This is a genomic window from Quadrisphaera sp. INWT6, from assembly GCF_015390235.1.
In the GTDB taxonomy this organism is placed as follows: domain Bacteria; phylum Actinomycetota; class Actinomycetes; order Actinomycetales; family Quadrisphaeraceae; genus Quadrisphaera.
Genome location: NZ_VUOH01000002.1, coordinates 398,246 through 420,652, shown reverse-complemented (window position 1 = coordinate 420,652; position 22,407 = coordinate 398,246). Strand labels below are relative to the sequence as shown.

At 76.2% G+C, this 22,407-nt stretch carries 16 protein-coding genes; 13 read left to right on the top strand and 3 right to left on the bottom strand.

Annotated features, from left to right (window positions below; all coding sequences use genetic code 11):
* Window positions 1-3: 3 nt before the first annotated feature.
* The 3 genes from F1641_RS06900 (at window position 4) to F1641_RS06890 (ending at window position 5,645) form a co-directional block, all read left to right on the top strand.
* Window positions 4-2,073 carry a DUF6541 family protein gene (locus tag F1641_RS06900; protein WP_194903928.1) on the top strand — a complete coding sequence of 690 codons (2,070 nt, stop codon included), beginning with the start codon at window positions 4-6 and terminating at the stop codon, window positions 2,071-2,073.
* Between the two features lie 172 nt (window positions 2,074-2,245).
* On the top strand, window positions 2,246-3,298 hold the full coding sequence (locus tag F1641_RS06895) for a hypothetical protein (protein ID WP_194903926.1): 1,053 nt from the start codon (window positions 2,246-2,248) through the stop codon (window positions 3,296-3,298).
* A 52-nt stretch (window positions 3,299-3,350) separates the two neighbouring features.
* On the top strand, window positions 3,351-5,645 hold the full coding sequence (locus tag F1641_RS06890) for a DUF6541 family protein (protein ID WP_194903924.1): 2,295 nt from the start codon (window positions 3,351-3,353) through the stop codon (window positions 5,643-5,645).
* 40 nt (window positions 5,646-5,685) lie between these two features.
* Here F1641_RS06890 and F1641_RS06885 read toward each other — a convergent pair whose 3' ends face one another.
* Window positions 5,686-6,993: a DUF1501 domain-containing protein gene (locus F1641_RS06885; protein WP_194903923.1), complete on the bottom strand. Its 1,308-nt coding sequence runs from the start codon at window positions 6,991-6,993 to the stop codon at window positions 5,686-5,688.
* Between the two features lie 7 nt (window positions 6,994-7,000).
* A complete protein-coding gene (locus F1641_RS06880; RefSeq protein ID WP_194903921.1) occupies window positions 7,001-8,485 on the bottom strand; it encodes a DUF1800 domain-containing protein in 1,485 nt (494 codons plus the stop codon).
* A gap of 146 nt (window positions 8,486-8,631) precedes the next feature.
* Here F1641_RS06880 and F1641_RS06875 point away from each other — a divergent pair, with 146 nt between their 5' ends.
* The 10 genes from F1641_RS06875 (at window position 8,632) to F1641_RS06830 (ending at window position 18,902) form a co-directional block, all read left to right on the top strand.
* Window positions 8,632-9,672: a cell wall-binding repeat-containing protein gene (locus F1641_RS06875; RefSeq protein WP_194903919.1), complete on the top strand. Its 1,041-nt coding sequence runs from the start codon at window positions 8,632-8,634 to the stop codon at window positions 9,670-9,672.
* 56 nt (window positions 9,673-9,728) lie between these two features.
* A complete protein-coding gene (locus tag F1641_RS06870) occupies window positions 9,729-10,859 on the top strand; it encodes a serine hydrolase (protein WP_194903917.1) in 1,131 nt (376 codons plus the stop codon).
* Entirely contained in the window at window positions 10,856-11,242 is a 387-nt protein-coding gene (locus F1641_RS06865; protein ID WP_194903915.1) for a hypothetical protein, read from the top strand. Before F1641_RS06870 ends, F1641_RS06865 begins: the two co-directional genes overlap by 4 nt.
* Window positions 11,239-11,820: an ArsR family transcriptional regulator gene (locus tag F1641_RS06860; RefSeq protein WP_194903913.1), complete on the top strand. Its 582-nt coding sequence runs from the start codon at window positions 11,239-11,241 to the stop codon at window positions 11,818-11,820. Before F1641_RS06865 ends, F1641_RS06860 begins: the two co-directional genes overlap by 4 nt.
* A gap of 68 nt (window positions 11,821-11,888) precedes the next feature.
* Window positions 11,889-12,866, top strand: a complete 978-nt coding sequence (locus F1641_RS06855; RefSeq protein ID WP_194903912.1) for a glycosyltransferase — start codon at window positions 11,889-11,891, stop codon at window positions 12,864-12,866.
* Window positions 12,863-13,735: a glycosyltransferase gene (locus tag F1641_RS06850; protein WP_194903910.1), complete on the top strand. Its 873-nt coding sequence runs from the start codon at window positions 12,863-12,865 to the stop codon at window positions 13,733-13,735. Before F1641_RS06855 ends, F1641_RS06850 begins: the two co-directional genes overlap by 4 nt.
* A 239-nt stretch (window positions 13,736-13,974) precedes the next feature.
* On the top strand, window positions 13,975-15,168 hold the full coding sequence (gene glf / locus F1641_RS06845) for a UDP-galactopyranose mutase (RefSeq protein WP_194903908.1): 1,194 nt from the start codon (window positions 13,975-13,977) through the stop codon (window positions 15,166-15,168).
* A complete protein-coding gene (locus F1641_RS06840) occupies window positions 15,165-17,219 on the top strand; it encodes a glycosyltransferase (protein ID WP_194903905.1) in 2,055 nt (684 codons plus the stop codon). The genes glf and F1641_RS06840 overlap by 4 nt, the downstream gene beginning before the upstream one ends.
* Window positions 17,216-18,091, top strand: a complete 876-nt coding sequence (locus F1641_RS06835; RefSeq protein ID WP_309225439.1) for an ABC transporter permease — start codon at window positions 17,216-17,218, stop codon at window positions 18,089-18,091. Before F1641_RS06840 ends, F1641_RS06835 begins: the two co-directional genes overlap by 4 nt.
* Before the next feature lie 121 nt (window positions 18,092-18,212).
* On the top strand, window positions 18,213-18,902 hold the full coding sequence (locus F1641_RS06830) for an ABC transporter ATP-binding protein (RefSeq protein ID WP_194904914.1): 690 nt from the start codon (window positions 18,213-18,215) through the stop codon (window positions 18,900-18,902).
* A 140-nt stretch (window positions 18,903-19,042) separates the two neighbouring features.
* Here F1641_RS06830 and F1641_RS06825 read toward each other — a convergent pair whose 3' ends face one another.
* Window positions 19,043-22,324 carry an arabinosyltransferase domain-containing protein gene (locus tag F1641_RS06825; protein ID WP_194903904.1) on the bottom strand — a complete coding sequence of 1,094 codons (3,282 nt, stop codon included), beginning with the start codon at window positions 22,322-22,324 and terminating at the stop codon, window positions 19,043-19,045.
* Window positions 22,325-22,407: the final 83 nt, after the last annotated feature.

Genomic DNA, 22,407 nt, shown 5'->3' with positions numbered 1-22,407 from the left:
CCGGTGGCCGCCCTCGCCCTGCTCGTCACCGCCGTGCTCCTGTGGGCACCGGGCGCCCTGCTCGGCCGGGCCCTCGGCCTGCAGCGCCGGTGGGCGCTCGTCACCGCTCCGGCGCTGACCTGGGGCGCGGTCACCGCCGCCGGGGTGGCCGTGCCGCGCCTCGGACTGGCGTGGGGACCGTGGACGGCCCTCGCCGCGCTCGGGGCGGGACTGGTCGCCGCCCTGCTGCTCGCTCGGCTGCGGCGTCGGTCACGGGGGGACGACGGCGCGCCGCAGGCCCCGCCCCCCGGCGCCGCGCCCTGCCCGCCGCCCTCGGGGCTGCGGTCGTGGCTCGCCGCCGGCACCGGCTGCGCCGCGGCGACCGCGCTCGTCGTGGCGGTCGCCTGGCGGGCGGGGCACCCCCTCGGCGGCACCGCCCAGACCTGGGACGCCGTCTACCACGCGAACCTCACGACCTTCATGGCGACGACCGGCGACAGCGACCCGGTCAGCGCCCCCAGCGCCCTGGCCAGCGCGGGCTGGCGGACCGTGGACACCTACTACCCGGCCGCCCTGCACGCCCTCGCCGCCCTCGTGGTGCGCCTCACCGGTGCCGGCGCGGCCACCGCGCTCGACGCGCTGCTGGCGCTCGTCAGCGCAGCGGTCGTCCCCGTGGCGGCCGCGGCGCTCGCGGCCACCGCGGCGCCCGCCCGCCGGGGGACCGCCGCCGCGGTGACCGCCGCCGTCGCGGCGGTGCCGGTGGCCTACCCGTACGACCAGTGGTGGCGCGGGGTCTGGAGCTACGGCGTCGCCGTGGCGGTCGCGCTCCTCGTGGCGGTGCTCGCCGTCCGCGCCCTGCAGGGCCGGCTCGTGCCCGGGCGCCCGGTGGCCGCCGCGACCGCCGCGCTGCTGGGCCTGCTCGGCGTCGCCGGGCTGCAGCCCGCGGGGGTCGTGCTGGCCGGGGTGCTCGTGCTCGGCTGGGCCCTGGGCCGCCTGGTCTCCGCCGTCCGGCGGCCGGCCGGCCGCCCGCCGCGGCCCCGGCTCCTCGTCGGCGTCGCGGCGGCGCTGGCGGGCACCGCCCTGCTGCCACCGCTGGTGCTGGGCCTGGCGCGCTGGTCGAGCGCGCTGGGCAGCCTGGCCGCCTACGACTACACCAGCCGCTCCGGCAGCCCCGCCAGCGTGCTCGGCGCCGTCAGGTCCGTGCTCGGGACGGTCCGCCAGGTGCTCCCCGCCTACGGCTACGGGGTGCCCCACCAGAGCGGGCAGTGGCTGCTGGCGGCGGTCGTGGTCGGTGCGGCGCTCGTGGTCGCGCTGCACGGGCCCGTCCGCTGGCTCGCCGCGGTCTGGCTGCTCGTGGTGCTCGCCGCGGCCTCGACGATCGCCCCCGTCGGCGGCGTGCTCACCCCCGCGGGAGCCGCGGCGCTGCGGTCGCTGACCCTGTTCTTCTACGGCGCCCCGTTCCGGCTGGTGGCGGTGGCGGCGCTGCTCGGCGCCGTCGTCGTGGGCGTCGCCGCGGGGCGCCTCGCGGCCCTCCTCGACCGGCACCCCGGCTCGGGGCCCCGCCACCGGCTCCTGCGCCCGACCGCCGCCGTCGGGGCGGTGGCGCTGCTCGCCGTCCTCGCCGCGGGCACGCTCGAGCGCGCCCCGGTTCGCATGGCCGCCGGGTACACCCCGAGGGTCACCGGGCCCGACCAGCTCGCCGTCATGGCGCAGCTGGCCCAGCAGGTCCGCGAGCACCCGCTGCCGGCCGGCGCGACCGTGGCCGACGACCCCGCCGACGGCTCCGCCTGGCTCTACGCGCTGCACGACCTGCCCGTCCTCTTCCGCCACTACTCCCCGGGCGCCGTGACGCCGCCGGCGGCGCTGCTCCTGGAGCGGCTGGACGACGTCGACACCGACGCGGGCGTCCAGCAGGCCCTGCGCGACCTGCGGGTCTGCTACGTCTACGCCAGCGACACCCCCGTGCAGGACCTGCAGCCCCTCGCGCCGGGCTTCGCCGACCTGGAGGGTGCGGAGCTCCTCCAGCCGGTGGCGCGGCAGGGCGGCGCCGCCGCCTACCGGGTGCTGGTCCCCGGGACGCCCTGCGCCGGCTGACCCCCTCGCCGCGATCACGGACTCCCGGGGTCGTTCGCCCAGCACCCGTCGCTGGAACCCCGTGATCGGCGACCGGGACCCCGTGATCGCTGCGGGGGCGGACCGCGGACGGGCCCCGGACGCCCCGCGCCGGCTGACCCGGCTGTTCACCTGGGGTGCCTACAGTCCGGCCATGGCCAGCGAGGACGCCGACGACTCCGTCGACCTCGACGACCTCGACGCCCCTGCCGACGACGCCGACGACACCACCGACGCCGCCGCTGCGGGCCCGCGCGAGACCGCCACTGCGCGCGGGCGCGGCGCAGCCCGGGTGCTGGGGGCCTGGCCCGAGCGGGTCCCGGCCTGGGCGCGGGGGCCGGCCGCCGTCGTCGTCGTCGCCCTCCTGGCCGGCGGGGCGGGGGCGCTCGCGGGCAGCGCCCACCGCGAGGCCCGCGACGAGCGGACCGCCGTCGAGCAGGCGCTGACCGTGGGCCAGGCGTTCGTCGCCGGGCAGGGGCTGCGGTCCGGCCAGCTGCGGGCCGAGCTGCGGCTGGTCCTCGTGAACCACGGCGAGCAGGCGGTGGCCGTGCGTCTGCAGGGGCTCACCACGCCCCACCAGGGCACCACCACGCCGCCCGACGAGGTGCAGGTGGCCGCGGGCGAGGTGGTGGCCGCGCCCCTGGAGGTCGCCGTCGACTGCTCCGCCGTCGGGCTGGCCCCGGACACCGCGGCGGCGGGCCCCACGGCCGTCCTCGCGTCGGTCCGCCCCGGCGGCGACGGCACCGGTGGCACCGGGGCCGCGGGCGCCGTCGACGTGCGCCTGCCCGTGCTCGCCGGGATCGCCCGCGCGCTCGAGGAGCAGATCGCCGGTGAGTGCGGCGGCACCGCGCTGCTGGAGCCGCAGACGGGGTGGCTGTGGAAGGACGACGGCGCGCTGCGGGTCACCACCACCGTCCCGGCGCTGGGATCTGCCGTGCAGCTGGTGCTGGACGGCTCCGACGGGCTCGGGGCCACCGCCGACCCGCCCCTGCCCCGCTCGCTCGGCCCGGGCGAGACCGCGGTGACCGACCTGCGGGTCGACCCCGACTGCGACGTCGTGGGCGACGGCTCCCTCAGCTGGCTCGACCTGCAGGCCCGCGACGCCCAGGGCGGGACCACCACGCTGGGTCGCTCCAGCGGCGGCTCCGACCCCGTCAGCGGCGTGCAGCCGTGGCTGGCGCGGCAGGTCGCGCTGGCCTGCGGCTGACCGCTGCGCGCGTTCGGGCCCGCGGGGGTGGGCGCGTCCCTACTCTCGAGAGGTGACGGGGTGGGGGAGCGCTGCGGCTCCGGCCGCCGTCGCCGCCGCGGTGCTGCTGGTGCCGGGGCTCCTCGTGGGCCGGGCGGCCGGTCTCAAGGGCCTGCTGTGGGCGGCCGCGGCGCCGGCGCTCTCGGTCGGCGTGGTGGCGCTGTCCGCCGTGGCCGCCGCGGTGGCCGGCCAGCGCTGGGGGCTGCTGCCCGTGGCCGTGGGCACCGCGCTCGCCGTCGTCGGCGCCCTGCCGGTCGGGGTGCTCTCGGGCTCGCTCGCCGGGGCGCGCCGGGCCCGCTCGTCCGGCCGCCGGGCCCCGGGGCCGGTGGGCCTGCTGGGTGCGCTCGGGCTGGGACCCCGCGACCTGGCCGTGGGCCTGGCGGCCGCGGGCGGCCTCATGGCCGGCGGCGTGCTCGCCGGCCACCGGCTGCTCGCCGCCCTGTGGGCCCCGACGGCCGTGTCGCAGAGCTTCGACGCGGTCTTCCACCTCAACGCCGTCCGCTGGGTGCTCGACACCGGTGACGGCTCCTCGCTGCACCTGGGGCGCCTCACCTCGCCCGGCGCGGACACGTCGTTCTACCCGGCGGGCTGGCACGACGTCGTGTCGCTGGCCGCCGGGGCCACGGGAGCGGGCGTCGACGTGGCCAGCAACGCCACCGCCGCGGTCGTGGCGCTGGTGGTCTGGCCGCTGGGCGCCGTCGGGCTGGTCCGCGTGGTCGTGGGCCGCCGGCCGGTGGCGGTCGCCGCCGCGGGGGCGCTGACGGCGGCGTTCACGTCGCTGCCGGTCTCGCCGCTGGAGTGGGGGGTGCTGTACCCGACCCTGCTCACCACGAGCCTGCTGCCCGGCGTGCTGGCGCTGCTCGTGGCGGCCGCCGACCGCGTCCGCGGGCTGCGCCGCCGCGCAGGGGCGGTGCTCGTGGCCGCGGGTGCTCTGCCCGGCCTGGCGCTGGCCCAGCCCAGCGGCGGGTTCGCGCTGGCCGCGGTGGCGCTGCCGCTGGGGGTCTCGCTCCTGGTGGCGACGGTGCGCGGGTGGTGGCGCTCGGGCGTCCGGCTGCCGGCCGTGGTGCTGCCGGTGGTGGCAGCCCTTCTGGCCGTCACCGCCTGGCGGTACGCCACGACGATGCCCTCGGTGCTCAGCGCCGCCTCGACGCCGTGGGCGCCGATGGTCAGCCCGGCCGCGGCGGTGAAGCAGGCGGTGCTCTTCGAGCACCTCAGCCGCACCGAGCTGGTCCGCCCGGCGCTGTGGGTGACGGCAGCGCTGGTGCTCGCCGGTCTGCTGGTGGTGCTCGGCCGCCGCCGGTTGCGGTGGGTGGCGGGCTCGCACCTGCTGGTGTCGACCCTCTTCGTCCTCGCCTGGGGGGTCGGTGCGCCGTGGAGCCGCGTCTACACCGGCTTCTGGTTCAACGACGCCTACCGCATCGCGCCGCTGACCGTCATCACCGGGCTCGTGCTGGCCAGCGCCGCCGTCGCCCTGGTCCCGCCAGCGGTGCGCCGCGCCTGGCGGCAGCTGCACCGGTCGCTCGCCGGGCAGCCCGCCCGGCCCGCGCAGCCGGTGCTGGCGGCGCACGCCACCGCCCCGGCGACGGGACCGGTCACCGGCCGGCGGTCGGCGCTGCGGGCCGGGGTGCCCGCGCCGCGCGCCCAGCCCGACCAGCAGGGGCGGCGCGGGCAGCGCGGGGAGCGCGGCCGCCGCCGCGCGCCCACCGAGGTGCGGGCCGCCTCGACCCGCCGCTGGGTCACCGCCTCCGCCGGGGGTGCGGCCATCGCCGTCGTCGTCGTGCTGGCCGGTGCCCGCGGGCCGGGGTACGCCGCCACCTACCGCGCGCTGTGGGAGAACTCGGTGGCCGCGGCCCCGGGGACCCTCGACGCCCAGGGCCACGAGCTGTCCGACGTGCTCGACAGCGACGAGCGCGCCCTGCTCGACAGGCTCGACGCCGAGGTGCCGGCGGGCGTGGAGGTGGCGGGCAACCCGTGGAACGGCTCCGGCTTCGTGTACGCGCTGACCGGGCACCCGACGCCGTTCCCCCACATGGTCTCGAAGTTCGAGGCCGCCCCGGACCGCGCCGTCGTCGCCGAGCGGCTGAGCGCCGCGGCGACCGACCCGACGGTGTGCCCGGCCGTGCGGGAGCTCCACCTGGGGTACGTGCTCGACTTCGGCACCGGGTACCTGTGGGGCGGCGACGACGAGAAGGCCGGTCGCGACCGGAGGTACCCCGGGCTGGAGGGCCTGGCGACGGCGGAGGGGTTCCGGCTGGTCGACAGCGAGGGTCGCGCCCGCCTGTACGAGATCACGGCCTGCGGCGCCTGACCCTCCCCTCCTGCGGCGGGGGAGGGCCGGGCGGTGGGGGTCAGCGGGAGCGGAACACCCCCAGCGCGCCCGTGGAGCTGAAGCCCGGGAACACCTCGGCCAGCGAGCCGGCGCCGCAGCGCTTCTGCAGCACCTCGCCGATGACGTCGCGGTAGTCGGTGGCGGCCGCGACGGCCCCGTCGTCCAGCGCAGCCGCGGAGAGGCCGGGGTAGGTGCCGTGCACCCGGCCCCCGACCACCCCGCCCCCCAGGGCGAGCACCAGGTTGCCGTGGCCGTGGTCGAGCCCGCCGGAGCCGTTCTCCCCGGCGCGGCGCCCGAACTCGCTCAGGGTCAGTACGGTGACGCCGCTCATGCGCGGGCCGAGGTCGGCGTCGAAGGCGGCGAGGGCGGTGGCGAGCTCGGTGAGCTTGCTCTTCATCCAGCCGCCGCCGGCGCTCCCGAGGCCGGCGTGCATGTCCCAGTCGCCGTAGTCGACAGCCGCGACCTGCACGCCCAGACCCGCCCTGATCATGCGGGCGAGGTCGCGCAGGGAGGCACCCAGGTCACCCTCGGGGTAGCCGCTGCCGGCGGCCACCGACCCGAGGCCGGCGACCGTCGCGGCCGCGGCGAGTGCGGTGCGCCCCGCCTCGGCCACCGTCGGCGGCCCCTCGGCGTGCAGTGCGGTGAAGGCCTTCGTCCAGCGGGTGCGCTCGGCGTCGTCCCACGGCCCGGCGAGGCCGAAGCCCTCCAAGCGCCTCATCGTCAGCTCGGGCGACGGCCCGGCGAGCGACGACGGCGTCTGCGCGCCCGTCATGGACACCGCCTGGAACGTGCCGGCGGCGGCTCGGGTGCCGAGGGTCCTGTCGAGCCAGCCGGTGCGCAGGGAGGTGCCGGGGGCGGCGCGCTCCATGTCCTCCATGGCGGCGAAGTGGCTGCGGCTCGCGCCCGGCATGCCCACCCCGTGGACGGCGCCCAGCCGGCCGGCCTTCCACAGCGGCAGCAGCGGGGCCATCGCGGGGTGCAGGCCGAAGGTGCCGTCGAGGCCGAGCAGCGACGACTGCGGCACCGCGATGCTGGGGCGCAGCCGGTAGTAGTCGGGGTCGCCCGCGGGAACGACGGCGGACAGCCCGTCCATGCCGCCCCGCAGGCTGAGGACGACGAGCACGTCCCCGGTGTAGCCGGGAGCGGCGAACGCGACCTGCGTGTGCACGGCCTCGGTGGCGACCAGCGTCATCGCTCCGGCCCCGAGGGCCTTGAGCAGGGACCGGCGCGAGAGCCCGCCCAGCCCGGAGCCCGCGTCTGGACAGCCGCAGCCCGCGACCACCGTCGAGCTCGTGCCGGTGGGGGTGCTGCTCCGGGCGCTGCTCATCGCTGGCTCATCGCTCCATGTGGCCGGGGGAGTTGAGGATCGTGCTGACCACGAAGCCGAGCCGCCCGGTCACCCACTCGTCACCCGCCGCGACGCGGTCGCCGGCGGCGTGGTCGGTGAAGACGAGCAGCGCGGCGCGCTCGTTCGGGGTGGGGCCGCGGCCGAGGTAGTGCTGCACCAGGGCGTCGACGACGCCGCCGTAGGTCGACGGCAGCGGGTTCGGCAGGGCGGCCGTGACGGCCGGGCGGACCAGCTTCGTGGGCCACCAGCCGTGGGTCATGGTGGTGGTCGAGTTCCAGCGCTCCATGGTGGAGCCCGCCGAGCGCCACGCTGCGGCCACGTCGGGGAAGCCGTTGGGCGGCGCCCACGCCAGCGGCCAGTGACCGATCTCCCGTGTCTGCCAGTACAGGTCGTCGATGCCGCCCCAGCCCGTGGGGCCCGGTGTCGCGCCGACGGCGCGGACGGCGGCGAGGAAGCCCTCCAGCGGCCGGCGGGTCTTGGCACCGGCCGAGGCCCAGAACTCGTCGCTGGCGAACAGGGCCCGCAGCACCGGCACCACCTGGGTGTCGTTGGCGGAGTAGACGGCGGCGAGGTGGGCGACGAGCGCGGTGGGCGGGTCGTCGGAGACGAAGCGGACGACGAGCTTGCGTGCGACGTTCGCCGCCGTGGCGCTGTGCCGGGCGAGGTGGCGGAGCAGCTGCACCGCCACCGCCTCGCCCTCGCCCGCGGCGTGCGCGGGCGTCGACCAGCCCAGCACGCTCGCTGCGGAGGTGTCGTGGCGGGCGGCGTCGAAGCGGTAGGCGCCGGTCGCGTCGTCGACGGTCAGGCCGGTGAGCACGCGGGCGACGGACCGCACCCCGGCCTCGCCGTACCCGGCCCCCACCCCGACGGTGTGGAGCTCCATCACCTCGCGTGCGTAGTTCTCGTTCGGCGCCTGCTTCGTGGAGGAGGCGTTGTCGAGGTACCGCAGCATCGCGGGGTGCTTCGCGGAGGCGACGAGCATCTCCTCGAACGAGCCCGTGGCGTGACGGCGGATGACGGAGGCGTCGTAGTCGTGGCGGTTGTCCCACACGTCGGTGCTGGGGTTCGTCACGTTGAGGTGGTTGGACCAGAAGTCGCACAGGACCTCGAACAGCTGGCGCCGGCTCCACGTGTAGCGGGCGAGAGTGGCCATGCCCAGCTCGTGCATCGTGTCGTAGCTGCCGACGCTGTCGGCAGCCCTGACCTGGGCGGTGGTGCGCCGCAGCTTGGTGAAGCGCGCCACGTAGCCGTCGCAGGCGCCGTCCTCCACGGTGGAGGGCTCCAGCTGCGCGTCGAACCAGGCCCGGGGGTCGCGCGCGACCTCCTCGTGCATCCCCGGGGTCGCCCCCCAGGTGGCCCGGCGCACCAGGTGGCGCACCGCCGCCGCGTCGAGGGGGGTCGGCAGTCCCGCGCCCGGGACGTGGCGCCGGATGCGCGCGTGCAGGGCCGCCAGCTGGGGGCTCAGCGCCACAGCGGGGTCACCTCCGGGCGGTCGTCGGGCACGGTGGACCGCCGCCGAGGGGGCGGTCGGGGTCGTGTGTTCCCGGGTCACGCTAGGTGGCGGCGTGCCACGATCGCAGGACATTCCGCACGTGTGGGGAGCTTCTTCTCGAGGGGGTGGCTCGCGTGGCGGGCTCGGACAGGGTCGGCGGCGAGGACCGCTACGCCACGGCGGCGCTGATCGCCCGCGAGCTGGCCAGCGGGCTGACGGCGTCCGGCAGCGCCCCCGGGGGCGTGCTGCTGGCCAGCGGTGAGGACGCCTCCGGCGGCATCGACGCCCTGGCCGCCTCGTCGCTCGCCGGGCACCTCTCGGCGCCGGTGGTGCTGACCCAGCGCTCGTCGCTGCCGCCCGTCACCCAGGCCGTCCTGCGCGACCTGCTCGGCCTGCTGCCGTCCTCGGGTCGCGTCGTGCACGTGATGGGCGGCACCGCCGTCATCACCACCGACGTGCAGCGCGCCGTCGAGGCGCTCGGCGCCCGCGTGGTGCGGGTCGCCGGCGACGACCGGTACGCCACCGCAGCCGCCGCCGCGAAGCTGGCCGCCCCCAGCGCCAAGAGCTACGCGCTGCTGCCGGGCGGGGCCCAGCGCACCGCCGTCGTCGCCAGCGGCACCAACCCCGCCGACGCCCTGTCCGCCGGGCCGCTGGCCTTCGCCGCGAGGGTGCCGCTGCTCCTGACCGCCCGCGACGCGCTGCCCGGGGTGACGGCCAGCACCCTCGCGGAGCTCGGGGTCGAGCAGGTGGTGACCCTCGGCGGCTCCGCAGCGATCTCGTCGCGCGTGCTCGACGCGCTGGCGGCGGCCGGGATGGCGGTGCTGCCCGTGCGCGGCTCCGACAGGTTCGACACCGCCGCGGTGCTGCTCTCGCTCGCCTGCGCCCCCGAGCTGGGCAGCTCCGCGGAGGACGGCGACGTCGGCGGCTTCGGCCTGCCCTTCGACACCGCCGGCTCCGGGTACCTGGCCAACGGCGTGCGCTTCCCCGACGCCCTCGCCGCGGGCCCGCTCGCCGGGCTGCAGCGCCGCCCGCTCTTCGTCACCGCACCAGAGGCGCTCAGCCCGGCGACGGCGTCGCTGCTGCCGGGGACGGCGGCGCGGTCCCTGGTCGCGGTGGGCGGCCCGAACGCCGTCCCACAGGCCGTGCTCGCGGCAGCCGGGCGCTGACGGCTTCGGACCTACGGTATCGCGTGATTCCGTAGGTCCGTCTACGGTGGTGCTGCATGAGGCCGTCACGGAAGACCCTCCTGGTGCTCGCCGGCGCTGTCGCGACCGGCGTCCTCGCCGCCGTCGCGGTCGGACCGCACCCACCCCGGTTGGGGCCCGAGCGCACCGGTGACGCGGCCCTGGCGGCCCGCACCCTGGAGGCGCTCGGCGGCGCGCAGGGGCACCGCGGCGTCGCCGTCGCATGGGTGGAGGGCGGCACCGTCACCACCGCGGGGCTCGGCACCACCGGGCGCGGCGGTGGGCCCGTCGACGGCGACACCCCCTTCGAGACCGGCTCCGTGGCCAAGGGGCTGACCGGGGTGCTGCTCGCCGACGCCGTCGACCGCGGCGAGGTCCGCCTCGACGAGCCGATCGGTGCGCTGGTGCCCGGTACCGCCCTCGCCGCCAGCGGCACCGCGACGCTGGCAGAGGTCGCGACCCACCGCTCGGGCCTGCCCCGCCTCGACCCCTCGCCCCTGGCGACCGGACGCGCGGCCCTCGCGGGCCTGACCGCCAGCACCCCGTACAGCGGCGACGCCGACGACGTGCTCCAGGCCGCCGGGAACGCCGGCGCACCCGGCGGCGCCGAGCCGGAGTACTCCAACCTCGGCTCCGCCGCGCTGGGCGACGCCCTCGCCGTGCGGGCCGGCACCACCTACGAGCAGCTGCTCGCCGAGCGCCTCACCGGGCCGCTGGGCATGACGCGCACCACGGTCGCCGACGACGCGTCCGAGGTCCCCGCGGGCGCCGCCCGCCCCGTCGCCGGAAACGGCCGCGCTCAGGACCCGTGGACCGCCCCGGGCCACGCGCCCGCGGGCATCGGCCCGCACTCGACCGCCGCTGACCTCGGCACCCTCGCCGCGGCCCTGCTGGACGGGTCGGCCCCGGGGGCGTGGGCGCTCGACCCCCTCGTCCCCTACGACGACGACGGCCAGCAGGTGGGCCTCGCGTGGTTCACCGATCCCGCGGACGCCGAGCGCGGGCTCCCGCCGGTCACCTGGCACAACGGCGGCACGGGAGGCACGCGCACCTACGTCGGGCTCGACCGGGAGGGCGGGCGCGCCGTCGTCCTGCTCGCCACCGGCTCCGACGGCGTCGAGGCGGCCGGCGAGGCGCTCCTCGCCGAGGCGGCGGGACGCCGGCCGTGACCGCTCAGCTGGTGTCGCTGCTGCCGTGGCTGGTCGTGCTGCTGGCGGTCTGGGCCGTCGCGCAGCTGGGGCTGACCGCCCACCGCGCCGCGCGGGCCGCAGCCGCGGGCGGTGCCGTCCCCGTCGGCCGCGTCCGCCTGCTCGCCCGCGTCCTGGGGTCGCTGACCTTCGTGCTCCTCGCACTCGCGCTCGGTCCGTGGGGGCCGGCCACCTGGCCGCTGTGGGGGGTGGTCGTCGCGGCGTGGGCCTGGGGCGCCCTCACGGCGGCGACCGCCTGGCGCCACCTGCCGCAGCAGGCGGCCGGCGGGCGCGGGCGGGGACTGGCTGACCTCGTGGCCGAGGCGGGACTGCTGGTGGCCGTGATCGCGTTCGTGGTCGTGTGACCGACGACGACGCCCGCTGGGCCGACCTCGAGCGCCGGGTGAGCCTCCTGGAGGCGGCGCTCGGCGGCGCGCTCCCCAGTGAGCTTCCCGGTGAGCTTCCCGGCGTGCGCCCCGCGCCCGCGCCCGCGGTGCCGACCGCCCCCGCCGGGACCTTCTGGGCGCTGGAGGAGCTGCAGCGCCAGGTCGCCGAGCACGGGCTCGGCGGGGGAGCGGTGCTGCTCACCGGCACGGCGTCCCTGCCGGGTGGCACCGCGGAGTGGCAGGAGGGCCGCGCCGTCGACGACCTCCTCGACGACGCCTCCCTGGAGGCGCTCGACGCCCCGGCCACCGCGCTCGCCGCCCTCGGCAGCCCGGTGCGCCTGCTCCTGCTGGTGCGGGTGCTGCGCAGCGCCGGCGGCACCGCCAGCGCCGCCGAGCTCACCGCCGACGAGGCCCTCGGCACGAGCGGGCAGGTCTACCACCACCTGCGCCAGCTGGTGGCCGCCGGCTGGCTGCGCACCGCGGCCCGCGGCCGCTACGGCGTGCCGGCCGAGCGCGTCGTCCCGCTGCTGGTGGCGCTGGCCCTCGCCGGCCGCTGACGCGGTCCCGGGGCGCTCCTGATCACCTCCGGCTGACCCCGCGCGGCAGCGCCGTCTACGGTGGGGGAGTGGTCGCACAGCTCCGCGTCGTCGCCGTCGTGGTGGCCCACGAGCGGCGCGAGCTGCTCCTGGAGTCCCTGAGGGCGCTGGCTGCGCAGAAGCGCCCGGTCGACCTCGTCGTGGTGGTCGACAACGCCTCCACCGACGGCTCCGCCGACGCCGCGGTGGCGCTCGGCCACGAGCTCGACCTCCCGCTCGACGTCATCCGCCTCGTCCGCAACACCGGCGGCGCCGGCGGCTTCGCCGCGGGGCTCGCCCGCGCGGTGGCCGGCCACGCCGCTGACCGCGCCTGGCTCATGGACGACGACACCGTGCCGGGTCCCGGCGCCCTGGCCGAGCTGCTCGCCGTCGACGAGCGCTACCAGTGGCTGGGCGGCGCGCGTCCCGCGGTGATGGCGAGCCGGGTCCTGTGGACCGACGGCCGCGACCACCCGATGAACACCCCCCGGCGCCGGCCCCTGGCCCGCCGCACCGACCAGGCCCTCGCCGCTCGCGCGGGCGCGGTGCCGGTCCGGTCGGCGTCGTTCGTGTCGATGCTCGTCGACGCCTCCGCGGTGCGCCGCCACGGGCTGCCGGTGGCCGACTACTTCCTCTGGAACGACGACTTCGAGTACTCCACCCGCCTGCTGCGCCACGGCGTCGGGCTGTACGTGCCGACCTCGGTGGTGGAGCACCGCACGAAGGTGTTCGGCGCCACCGACGCCGACCCGGGCCCGCGCTTCCGCTGGGAGGTGCGCAACAAGCTCTGGATGTTCACCCGCTCCGGCGGCCTCGCCTGGTGGGAGAAGGTCGTCTACGGCGGCTCCAGCCTGCGCCGGTGGGTCCGCACCTTCCAGCGCTCGCAGGCCCCCGACGTGCTGTGGGCCGCGGCCCGCGCCGGTGTGCGCGAGGCGCTGCGCGCCCCGCGGACGACGGCGCAGGTGCTCGCCGGGCTCGGGCCCGTGAGCGAGCAGGCCGCCGGCCTGGAGGCCGGGACCCGCCGGTGAGCCGGCCGAGCGCCGGCACCGCCGGCGAGCCCTTCTCCCTGCTGCTGCCGGTCTACCGCGCCGACAGCCCCGCCTTCCTCCGCCGGGCCTTCGCCTCGGCGACGTCGCAGCAGACCAGGCCTCCCGCCGAGGTGGTGCTGGTCCGCGACGGTCCCGTGCCGCCGGAGCTCGCCGCCGTGCTCGACGAGCTGGCGGCGGGGTCCGCCGTCCCGGTCGTGCGCCTGGACCTGCCGCAGAACCGCGGCCTGGCGAGCGCGCTGGAGGCGGGGCTGGCCCGCTGCTCCCACGAGCTGGTCGCCCGCATGGACGCCGACGACGTCTCCCTCCCGCACCGCTTCGCCGTCCAGCTGCCGCTCCTCGACGGCGAGGTCGACACCTGCGACGTCGTCGGCTCGGCCCTGGAGGAGTTCTCCGGGAGCGACGACGGCGGCGAGACCACCCTCGCGGTGCGCACCCCACCCGCGGGGCACGACGCGATCGCCGTCCGCGCCCGCTTCCACAGCCCCTTCAACCACCCCACGGTGGTGTACCGGCGCTCCGCCGTGGCCCGCGCCGGCGGCTACCGAGACCTGCCGCTGCTCGAGGACTACTGGCTCTTCACCCGCATGATCGCCACCGGCTCGAAGGCGGCCAACGTCGCCGAGCCGCTGGTGCGGTACCGCGTGGGGGCGGGGGCCTACGCCCGCCGCGGGGGCCTGCGGCTGCTGCGCAGCGAGCTCCTGCTGCAGCGCCACCTCCTGGCCGAGGGCTTCACGACGCCGGCGCAGTTCGTCCGCAACACCGCCGTCCGCGGCGGGTACCGCGCGGTGCCCGAGGGCCTGCGCCGCCTGGCCTACCGCGCCGTCTTCACCCGCCGTCCCAGCGCCTGACCCCTCGGTCCGTGCGGGCCGTCTGCGGAGCGCTCCGCAGATGCGCCCCTTGGGAGTGACGGACTCGTCACTCCCAAGGGGCGCATCTCAGGAGCACCCCGTCGAGAGCGCCGGGGCACCCGGCGGCGGCAGGACGACGACGGCGGGTGCGGGGCCCCGGGGTGGACGAGCCCGGCGAAAGCGACGAGCGCCGCAGGCTCCGCCGTTAGGGTGAGCCGGTCCGCCTAGGCAGGAGTGTCGTGAACGCAGATCTCGTCGTCGTCGGCTCCGGCTTCTACGGCCTCACCGTTGCCCAGCGGTGCGCCGAGGAGCTGGACCTGAACGTGCTGGTCATCGACCGCCGATCGCACATCGGCGGCAACGCCTACAGCGAGTTCGAGCCGGAGACCGGCGTCGAGGTGCACCGCTACGGCGCGCACCTGTTCCACACCAGCAACGAGCGGGTGTGGGAGCACGTCAACCGGTTCACCAGCTTCACGAGCTACGTCCACAAGGTCTACTCGACCTTCAAGGGCGAGGTGTACCCGCTGCCGATCAACCTCGGCACCATCAACCAGTTCTTCCGCGCCGCGCACGGCCCCGACGCCGCCCGCGCCCTGGTCGCGGAGCTGGCCGGGGAGATCGACACGGCGAGCGCGTCGAACCTCGAGGAGAAGGCGATCTCCCTGATCGGCCGCCCGCTCTACGAGGCGTTCATCAAGGACTACACCGCCAAGCAGTGGCAGACCGACCCGCGCGACCTGCCCGCCGAGGTCATCTCCCGCCTCCCGGTGCGCTACACGTACGACAACCGCTACTTCAACGACACCCACGAGGGCCTGCCCACCAAGGGCTACACCGCGTGGCTGGAGAACCTGGCCGACCACCCGAAGATCACGGTGCAGCTCGACACCGACTTCCTCGACCTGTCGCAGCCGCTGAACAAGCGCGACGTCGTGGGCCAGGTGCCGGTCATCTACACCGGCCCGGTCGACGAGTACTTCGACAACGTCGAGGGCGCGCTCAGCTGGCGCACGCTCGACTTCGAGCAGGAGGTCCTGCCCACGCGCGACTTCCAGGGCTGCCCGGTCATGAACTACGCCGGCGACGAGGTCCCCTACACGCGCATCCACGAGTTCCGGCACTTCCACCCGGAGCGCGAGGCGCAGCACTCCCAGGACAAGACCGTGATCATGCGGGAGTTCTCGCGCTTCGCCGAGAAGGGCGACGAGCCCTACTACCCGGTGAACACCGCGGACGACCGGGCCCGCCTGCTCGCCTACCGCGACCTCGCCAAGGGCGAGAGCGGCACGATCTTCGGCGGCCGCCTGGGCACCTACAAGTACCTCGACATGCACATGGCGATCGGTGCGGCGCTGAGCACCTTCGACAACAAGCTCGTGCCCCACTTCACGAAGGGCGAGGCGTTCGCCTCGGGCGGGGTGGACGCATGAGCACCACCACCACCAGCACGACGCCCCCCGCCCCGGCGTCCGGCGCCGGCTCGGCCGAGCGCGTCCTGCAGCGCGTCGTCCTGCCCGTCGACGGCGACCAGGACGTGCTGCCCCTCTACGTCGACGGCCAGCTCATGGCCGCCCCGGCGAGCAGCGCCGCACCGGGCGTCACGGCCGTGCCGGCCACGGTCGCCGCGCCCGGCACCGCGCCGTCCACCGACCAGGTGCTCGGCCGCACGCGCTTCAGCGTGCCGGTGGGCGACCGCGCGTCGTTCGCGACGTACTTCAACGCCTTCCCCGCCAGCTACTGGCGGCAGTACAGCGTGCTCAGCGCCGTCCGGCTGACGGTGAGCACCACCGGCGCGGGCACCGTCGTCGTCTACCGCTCCAACGCGAAGGGCAACGTCCAGCGCGTGGCCGCCGAGGTGGTCGACACGGCCCCCGGCGACATCGCGGTCAACCACTTCGACCTGCCCCTGAAGCCGTTCACCGACGGCGGCTGGTACTGGTTCGACCTGCACGCCGGCTCCGACGACCTGGTGCTCGAGCACGCCGCCTGGACGACGTCGCCCACCGCCCCGGTCACCGCCGAGCAGGCCGCCAAGCGCGGCAGCGTCGTCGTCACCATCACCACGCTCAACCGCCCCGACTACTGCTCGCGGCTCCTGCGCACCCTCGGCCAGGCCGTGCAGCCCGGCGGCGGCCTCGACGGGGTCGTCGCCGAGGTCGTCTGCACCGACCAGGGCACCCAGCTCGTCTCCGACGACGTCGAGGCGTTCCCCGAGGCCGAGCGGCTCCTCGGCGACAAGCTCCGCGTGATCCGCCAGGCCAACCTCGGCGGCTCCGGCGGGTTCGCCCGCGGCATGTACGAGGGTCTGCAGGGCGGCTACGACTACGTGCTGCTCCTCGACGACGACGTCATGGTCGAGCCCGAGGGCATCGCCCGCGGCGCCGCCTTCGCCGACCTCGCCCGCACCCCCACCATCGTGGGCGGGCACATGTTCTCGATGTACCAGCGCACGCTGCTCAACGCGTGGGCCGAGGGCGTGCAGCGCTGGAAGTTCTGGTGGGGCCCCTCGGGCGCCTCCGAGCACAACCACGACCTCGGCATGCAGAACCTGCGCTCCACGCCGTGGCTGCACCGCCGCTTCGACGTCGACTACAACGGCTGGTGGATGTGCCTCATCCCCACCGCGGTGATCGAGCAGCTGGGCCTGAGCCTGCCGCTGTTCATCAAGTGGGACGACGCCGAGTACGGCCTCCGGGCCCAGGCCGCGGGCATCCCCACCGCCTCGTTCCCGGGCATGGCCGTTTGGCACGTCCCGTGGACCGACAAGGACGACGGCATCGACTGGCAGGCCTACCACCACGCCCGCAACCGCGTGGTGGCCGCGCTGGTGCACTCCCCGTACCCGCGGGGCGGCAACGTGGTGCGCGAGCTGCTCACCACCCAGCTGAAGCACCTGCTGTCGATGCAGTACTCCGCCGCCGAGCTCCGCCTCATGGCGCTCGAGGACGTCTTCGCCGGCCCGCAGGGCATGCACGGCGACCTCGCCACCAAGCTGCCCGAGATCCGCGCGCTGCGCGCCGGGTACTCCGACGCCGTCTACAAGGGCGACGCCGGCGACTTCCCCGCGCGCAAGCGCAAGAAGCCGCCGCGCAAGGGCCGCGAGGCCGAGGTGCCCAAGGGTCGCCTCGCCGTGCTGAAGACGGCCGCCGTCGGCATCGTCAAGCAGGTCCGCCCGGTCGACGACCTCGCGGAGACCAACCCGCAGGCCGCCATCGCCCACCAGGACGCCCGCTGGTGGATGCTCAGCCAGTACGACTCCGCGCTCGTCTCCGCCGCTGACGGCACCGGCACCGCCTGGTACCGCCGCGACCGCAAGCGCTTCGTCGAGCTGGTCCGCCGCAGCACGGCCCTGCACGAGCGGCTCGCCCGCGAGTGGCCCGAGCTGGCGGCGACCTACCGCGCCGCGATGCCCGAGCTGACCTCGCCGCAGGTCTGGGAGCGCACCTTCCACGGCACGCCCCCCTCCACCCCGGCGAAGTGAGCGTCCACCACGACCTGACGGCGCAGCCCTGGACCGAGCCGGGGCGCGGCTCGGGGCTCCTCGACGTCGTCCGCCGGCGGTACCTGCTCAAGCTGCTCGTCCGCAAGGAGCTGCGGGTCCGCTACCGCGGCTCCGTGCTCGGGCTCGCGTGGAGCTACGTCAAGCCCGGCGTCCAGTACGTCGTGTACTTCCTCGCGCTGGGGATCTTCCTGCAGCAGTCGCGGAACATCGAGGACTTCCCGGTGTACCTGTTCTCCGGGCTCGTCGTCGTCAACGTCTTCACCGAGGCCTTCGGCAACGCCACCCGCGCGGTGGTGTGGAACGCGCCGCTGGTGAAGAAGATCTTCCTCCCGCGCGAGCTGTTCCCCGTGGCCAGCGTGTGGGTGGCCGGGGTGCACTTCGTGCCCCAGCTGGTGGTGCTGCTGGTCGGGGCCCTGCTGTCGGGGTGGCGCCTGGAGGTGCTGCCCGTGCTCGGGGCCGTCCTCGCGACGCTGATCATCGCGGCGCTGGCCACGGGCCTCGGGCTGCTCTTCGGCTCGCTGAACGTGGTGTTCCGCGACATGGAGAACTTCGTCGACCTGATCAACATGGTCGTGGTGTGGCTCTCCCCGGTGCTGTACCGCTGGGACCAGGTCACCAGGGTGGTGCCCGAGTGGGTGGCCGTGCTGTACCAGCTGAACCCGATCACGGTGGCCGTCGAGCTCTACCACTACGCGTTCTGGTGGCCCGGCACCCGGGACACCCCGGCCGACAGCCTGCCGCCGGACCTGCTGGTGAACTCCCTGGTCGCCGTCGTCATCGCCGCCGTCGTCCTCGTCGTCGGCCAGCTGGTCTTCCGGCGGGTCGAGGGCCGCTTCGCCATCGACCTGTGAGGCCAGCTGTGAGCCGACCCGTGATGCCTCGAGCCGCCCGGAGCCCCCGTTGAGCGTCCTGCCCGCCAGCGCCCCCGCCAGCGCGGGACCGTCCTCGCGCATCGTCGTCGACGACGTCCGCATGCAGTTCGTGCTGCGCCACAACCGCTCCCTCAAGGAGCTGGCGATGGCCGCGGTGCGCGGCAAGGACCTCGGCAACACCTTCATGGCCCTCGACGGCGTCTCGCTGAACGTCGACTCCGGCGAGACCGTGGCGCTGCTGGGCCACAACGGCTCCGGCAAGTCGACGCTGCTGAAGCTGATCTCCGGCGTCATGCACCCGACGTCGGGCTCCGTGCGCCTGCGCGGGCGCATCGCCGGGCTGATCGAGGTCGGCGCTGGCTTCCACCCCGACCTCACCGGCCGCGAGAACGTCTACCTCAACGGCGCGATCCTCGGCATGGACGAGGCCGCCATCCGCGCCCGGTTCGACGACATCGTCGCGTTCAGCGAGATCGAGCGGTTCATCGACACCGAGGTCAAGCACTACTCCTCGGGCATGTTCCTGCGGCTCGCGTTCTCCGTGGCGGTGCACACCGACCCGGAGATCTTCCTCATCGACGAGATCCTGTCCGTCGGTGACGAGCCGTTCCAGCGCAAGTGCCTGGACCGCATCCGCGAGCTCAAGGACGAGGGCCGCACGCTCGTCGTCGTCAGCCACGACCTCAACATGGTCTCCGACCTGTGCTCGCGGGGGATCGTGCTGCAGCGCGGCAACCAGGTCTTCGACGGCAGCGCCGCGGACGCCGTCGCCCACCTGCGCTCCCTCTGAGGACTCCCCGGGACCGCAGCCGAGCGCCTGGTTGCGCTTCCGGTGCCTTCGCGGACCGCAGCCGAGCGCCTGGTTGCGGTTCTGGTGCCCCCTCCCGGACCGCAGCCGAGCGCTCGGCTGCGGTCCGGGAGGGGGCGGGGTCAGTCGAGGGCGGGGACGTCGGGCCCGACCCAGCCGGGGGAGGTCTCCGGCTCGAACGACAGGTCGTAGGCGTCCGCCGCGTACGGGTACTGCAGCTCGGCCACCTGGCCCCACTGGCCGGCGTCGCGCCGCGCGCTCGGGTACGCGAACTCGCTGACCGGCTGGAACAGCGTGGCCGCGTCGGGCAGGGGGGCGGCGAGGCCGCCGCGCCCGTACTGCCAGATCGAGTCGTTGGTGCCCTCGAGGGCGTTCGGGCCCCACAGCACCGCGTACGCGGGCCGCTCGACGATGCCGTTCGCGACCGCCGGCTGCCGCTGGCAGCTGAACAGGTACGTGAACTGCCACGACGTCACCACGACGGCGTCGCGGGGGATCCAGTCCTCCAGGAGCACCGGCGGCTGCTGCACCGGCGCGGAGACGGCGAGCCAGCCGCCCGTGCCGCCGGAGGCGTCGCGCGCCACCAGGCGCACCAGCGTGGCGCCGTCGCGGGCGTCCTGGCCGGGGCGCAGCAGCATCACCGAGCGCCACTCGGGGGAGTCGATGAGGTCGTCGACCTCGCGCGTGCGCAGCACCTCGACCGCGCCGTCGGCACCGGGCCTGCCGTACTCCACCTCGAGGGTGTTGCCCTCGTTGAGGCGCCCCGCCACGGTCACCGTGACGTAGTCGGCGCTGTCGCGGCCCGACAGGTCGTACCAGCCGGTGGTGAGCTCACCGGTGTTGTCGTCCCCGGGCCCGGTGAGGCTGCCCCACACCTGGGGGAAGGCCTCGGGCGCGACGCCCGTGGGCACCGGGTCGCCGTCCCAGTAGCCGCCCTGGCTCGCGAAGCCCTCGGTCTGGGCGCGGCCCTCCTGCCCCGCGGCGGCGGGCAGCGCGGTGGAGCGCTGCGGGTCGGCGACCTGCACGGCCGACGCGGCGTCGCACCGGTCGTTGAAGGGGTCGCTGACGTACTCCGCGGGTGGGGAGTACGTGTCGAGGGTGCGCACCGCCGAGGCGGCGAAGGTGCCGCCCAGCAGCGCGACCGTCAGCCCGAGGGCGACGACGGCGGTCGCGCCCGCTCCGGCGACCAGGGCGTCGGGCCGGAGCGCGCCCGGGGTCCCGCCCCCGCCGTCAGCCCCACCAGCAGCGCCACCTGGAGACGCGCCGGTGTCGCCGTCCGCGGACCCTGCCGACCGACGGCGCCGCAGCACCAGCGCCGTGAGCGCCACCGCGACGACGGCCACCAGCACCCACAGCGCGGGTGACGAGAGCGGGCCCTTCGCCACGGCGTTGTCGCCCTGCAGCGGCAGCCCGAGCACCCAGTTGTAGGGCCAGAGGTTCGGACCGCGGAACGACAGCGCCGCGACGACCACCACGCCGAGCAGCAGCCCGAGCCGCGGAGCCAGCGCCGTGCGCGGCCAGACCCGGGCGGCGGCCGCCGGCCCGATCAGCACCAGCACCACGACCAGCAGCGGCAGCAGCCCCGAGAGGCTGCCGAAGTGGTGGGTCCACTTGCTGGGCGTGATCCACAGCGCCAGGTAGGCCACCAGCCCGGTGGCGCCGAGCGCGCCCAGCTCGGCGGGGAGCACCCCGGCTCCCGCGCCGCCGGGCCCCCTGCGGCGGGCGGCGGCCGTCAGCAGCAGGGTGACGAGCACCGCGAGCAGCCCGACGAGCACCGTGGTGCGCTTCGCGTACGCGCCCATCGGGATGTTCGGGTTCAGCAGGAAGCTGTACCTGACGTACTCGTCGGTCCAGCGCAGCGGCTCCTCGATGGCCGTGAAGACGCGCCGGCCCTCCTGGTAGTCGAAGAGCGTGCCGTCGGCGAAGCCGCCCGCGCTGGCCATGGCCCCGGGGGCGATGACGACGAGCGCGCGCAGCCAGCCCGTGGACCGGCTGACGCCGGCGGCGGCGCCCGGGGCGACCAGCGCCCAGGTCCGCGGCAGGAACGCGACCAGCGGGGCGATGGCCACGAGGCCCGTGGGGTGCGAGGCGCACGAGAACGCCGCCAGCACGACGGCGAGCGCCAGGGGCAGCAGCCGCCGGGAGCGCAGCGCGGTGAGGACCCCGACCAGCGTCCACGCCGACAGGGCCGCGACCACGCCCTCGGGGCGCACGCCCATGACGAACGGGGCGGACGCCGCGGCGTACACCAGCGCCAGCAGCCACACCGCGCGGTGCTTCGCGCCACCGGTCGGCGCCTGCTCGCCGCCGCGCCGCCAAGCGGGCACGAGGGCCAGCACCAGGTCGAGCGCGCGCCGCAGCGCGAACCACGTGGCCACGCAGAGCAGGAACGCCGGGATGCGGAGGAACACCGGGCCGCTGCACAGCTGCTCCCACCACGACAGCGCGTACCAGGGCCAGGTCAGCGGCACGAAGGACTGGTCGTACAGCTGGTAGTACTGCCCGATGTAGCCGCTGTTCGGCACGTTGCGGGCCATCGCCGCGTAGTAGCCGTCGTCGTCGGTCATCGGCGCGAGCGCGGTCCACAGCGCCAGCCCCGCGACGACGACGACGTGCGCCGTCACCGGCCGGAACGCGTGGCGCCAGCGGGGGAGCGGGGCCTCCCCGGTCCTGGCGGCGGCCGCGGCTCCGGCGGGACCGGCGCGCACCGGGTGGGCCCGGCGGTCGAGCAGCCACACCCCGCCGAGCAGCAGCAGCCCGCTGCCCACGAGCAGCCCGACCAGCACCAGCTTGAACGGCGTCGGCGAGCTGGCGAACCTGTCGTCCACGGCCACCTGCGCCTGCAGCTGCTGCCCGCTGTCCGCGGTGGCGGCCGAGACCGAGGTGGCCAGCGAGTCGAGCCGCGGGGCCCCGGCCACCGCCTGGCCCTGGGGTGCGCCGTCGACGGTCAGGGTGGTGGAGCCGTCGCGGAGCTCGGCGACCATCTCGCAGTCGCCCGTGGCGGGGACGGCGACGTCGGCCACCACCTCGCCGACCACGGACAGCACCGCGCGGCCGTCGCGGACCTGCCAGAACAGGGCCTCCTGCTGCGCCTGCGCCACCGGGGGCCGCTGCGTGGAGAACAGCACGCCGTCGTCGCTGCTCCCGGCCGCGCGCACGGCGGCGCAGTTCGCCGCGACGCGCAGCGCGTCGGGCGTCTGCGCCGACAGCACCAGCGAGGTGCTCTCCGGGGCGGAGGAGTCCTGCGGCCACGAGACGACGGGGCGCTCGTGGCGCACCGGCGCGAACGGCAGGGCCGCCGCGCACACCAGGGCCAGCAGGCCGAGCAGGCCCAGGAGGGGGAGGAGCAGACCGCGTCCCCTGGTCGGCGGCGCCGAGGCGGTGGGTCCGCCCTCCGCCTCCACCGCAGCGGGCTGCTCACCGGGCCGCTCAGGGGCCGCCGGTACCTCCGGACGCTTCGGACCCCCCACTGCCTGTGCCACGCTCC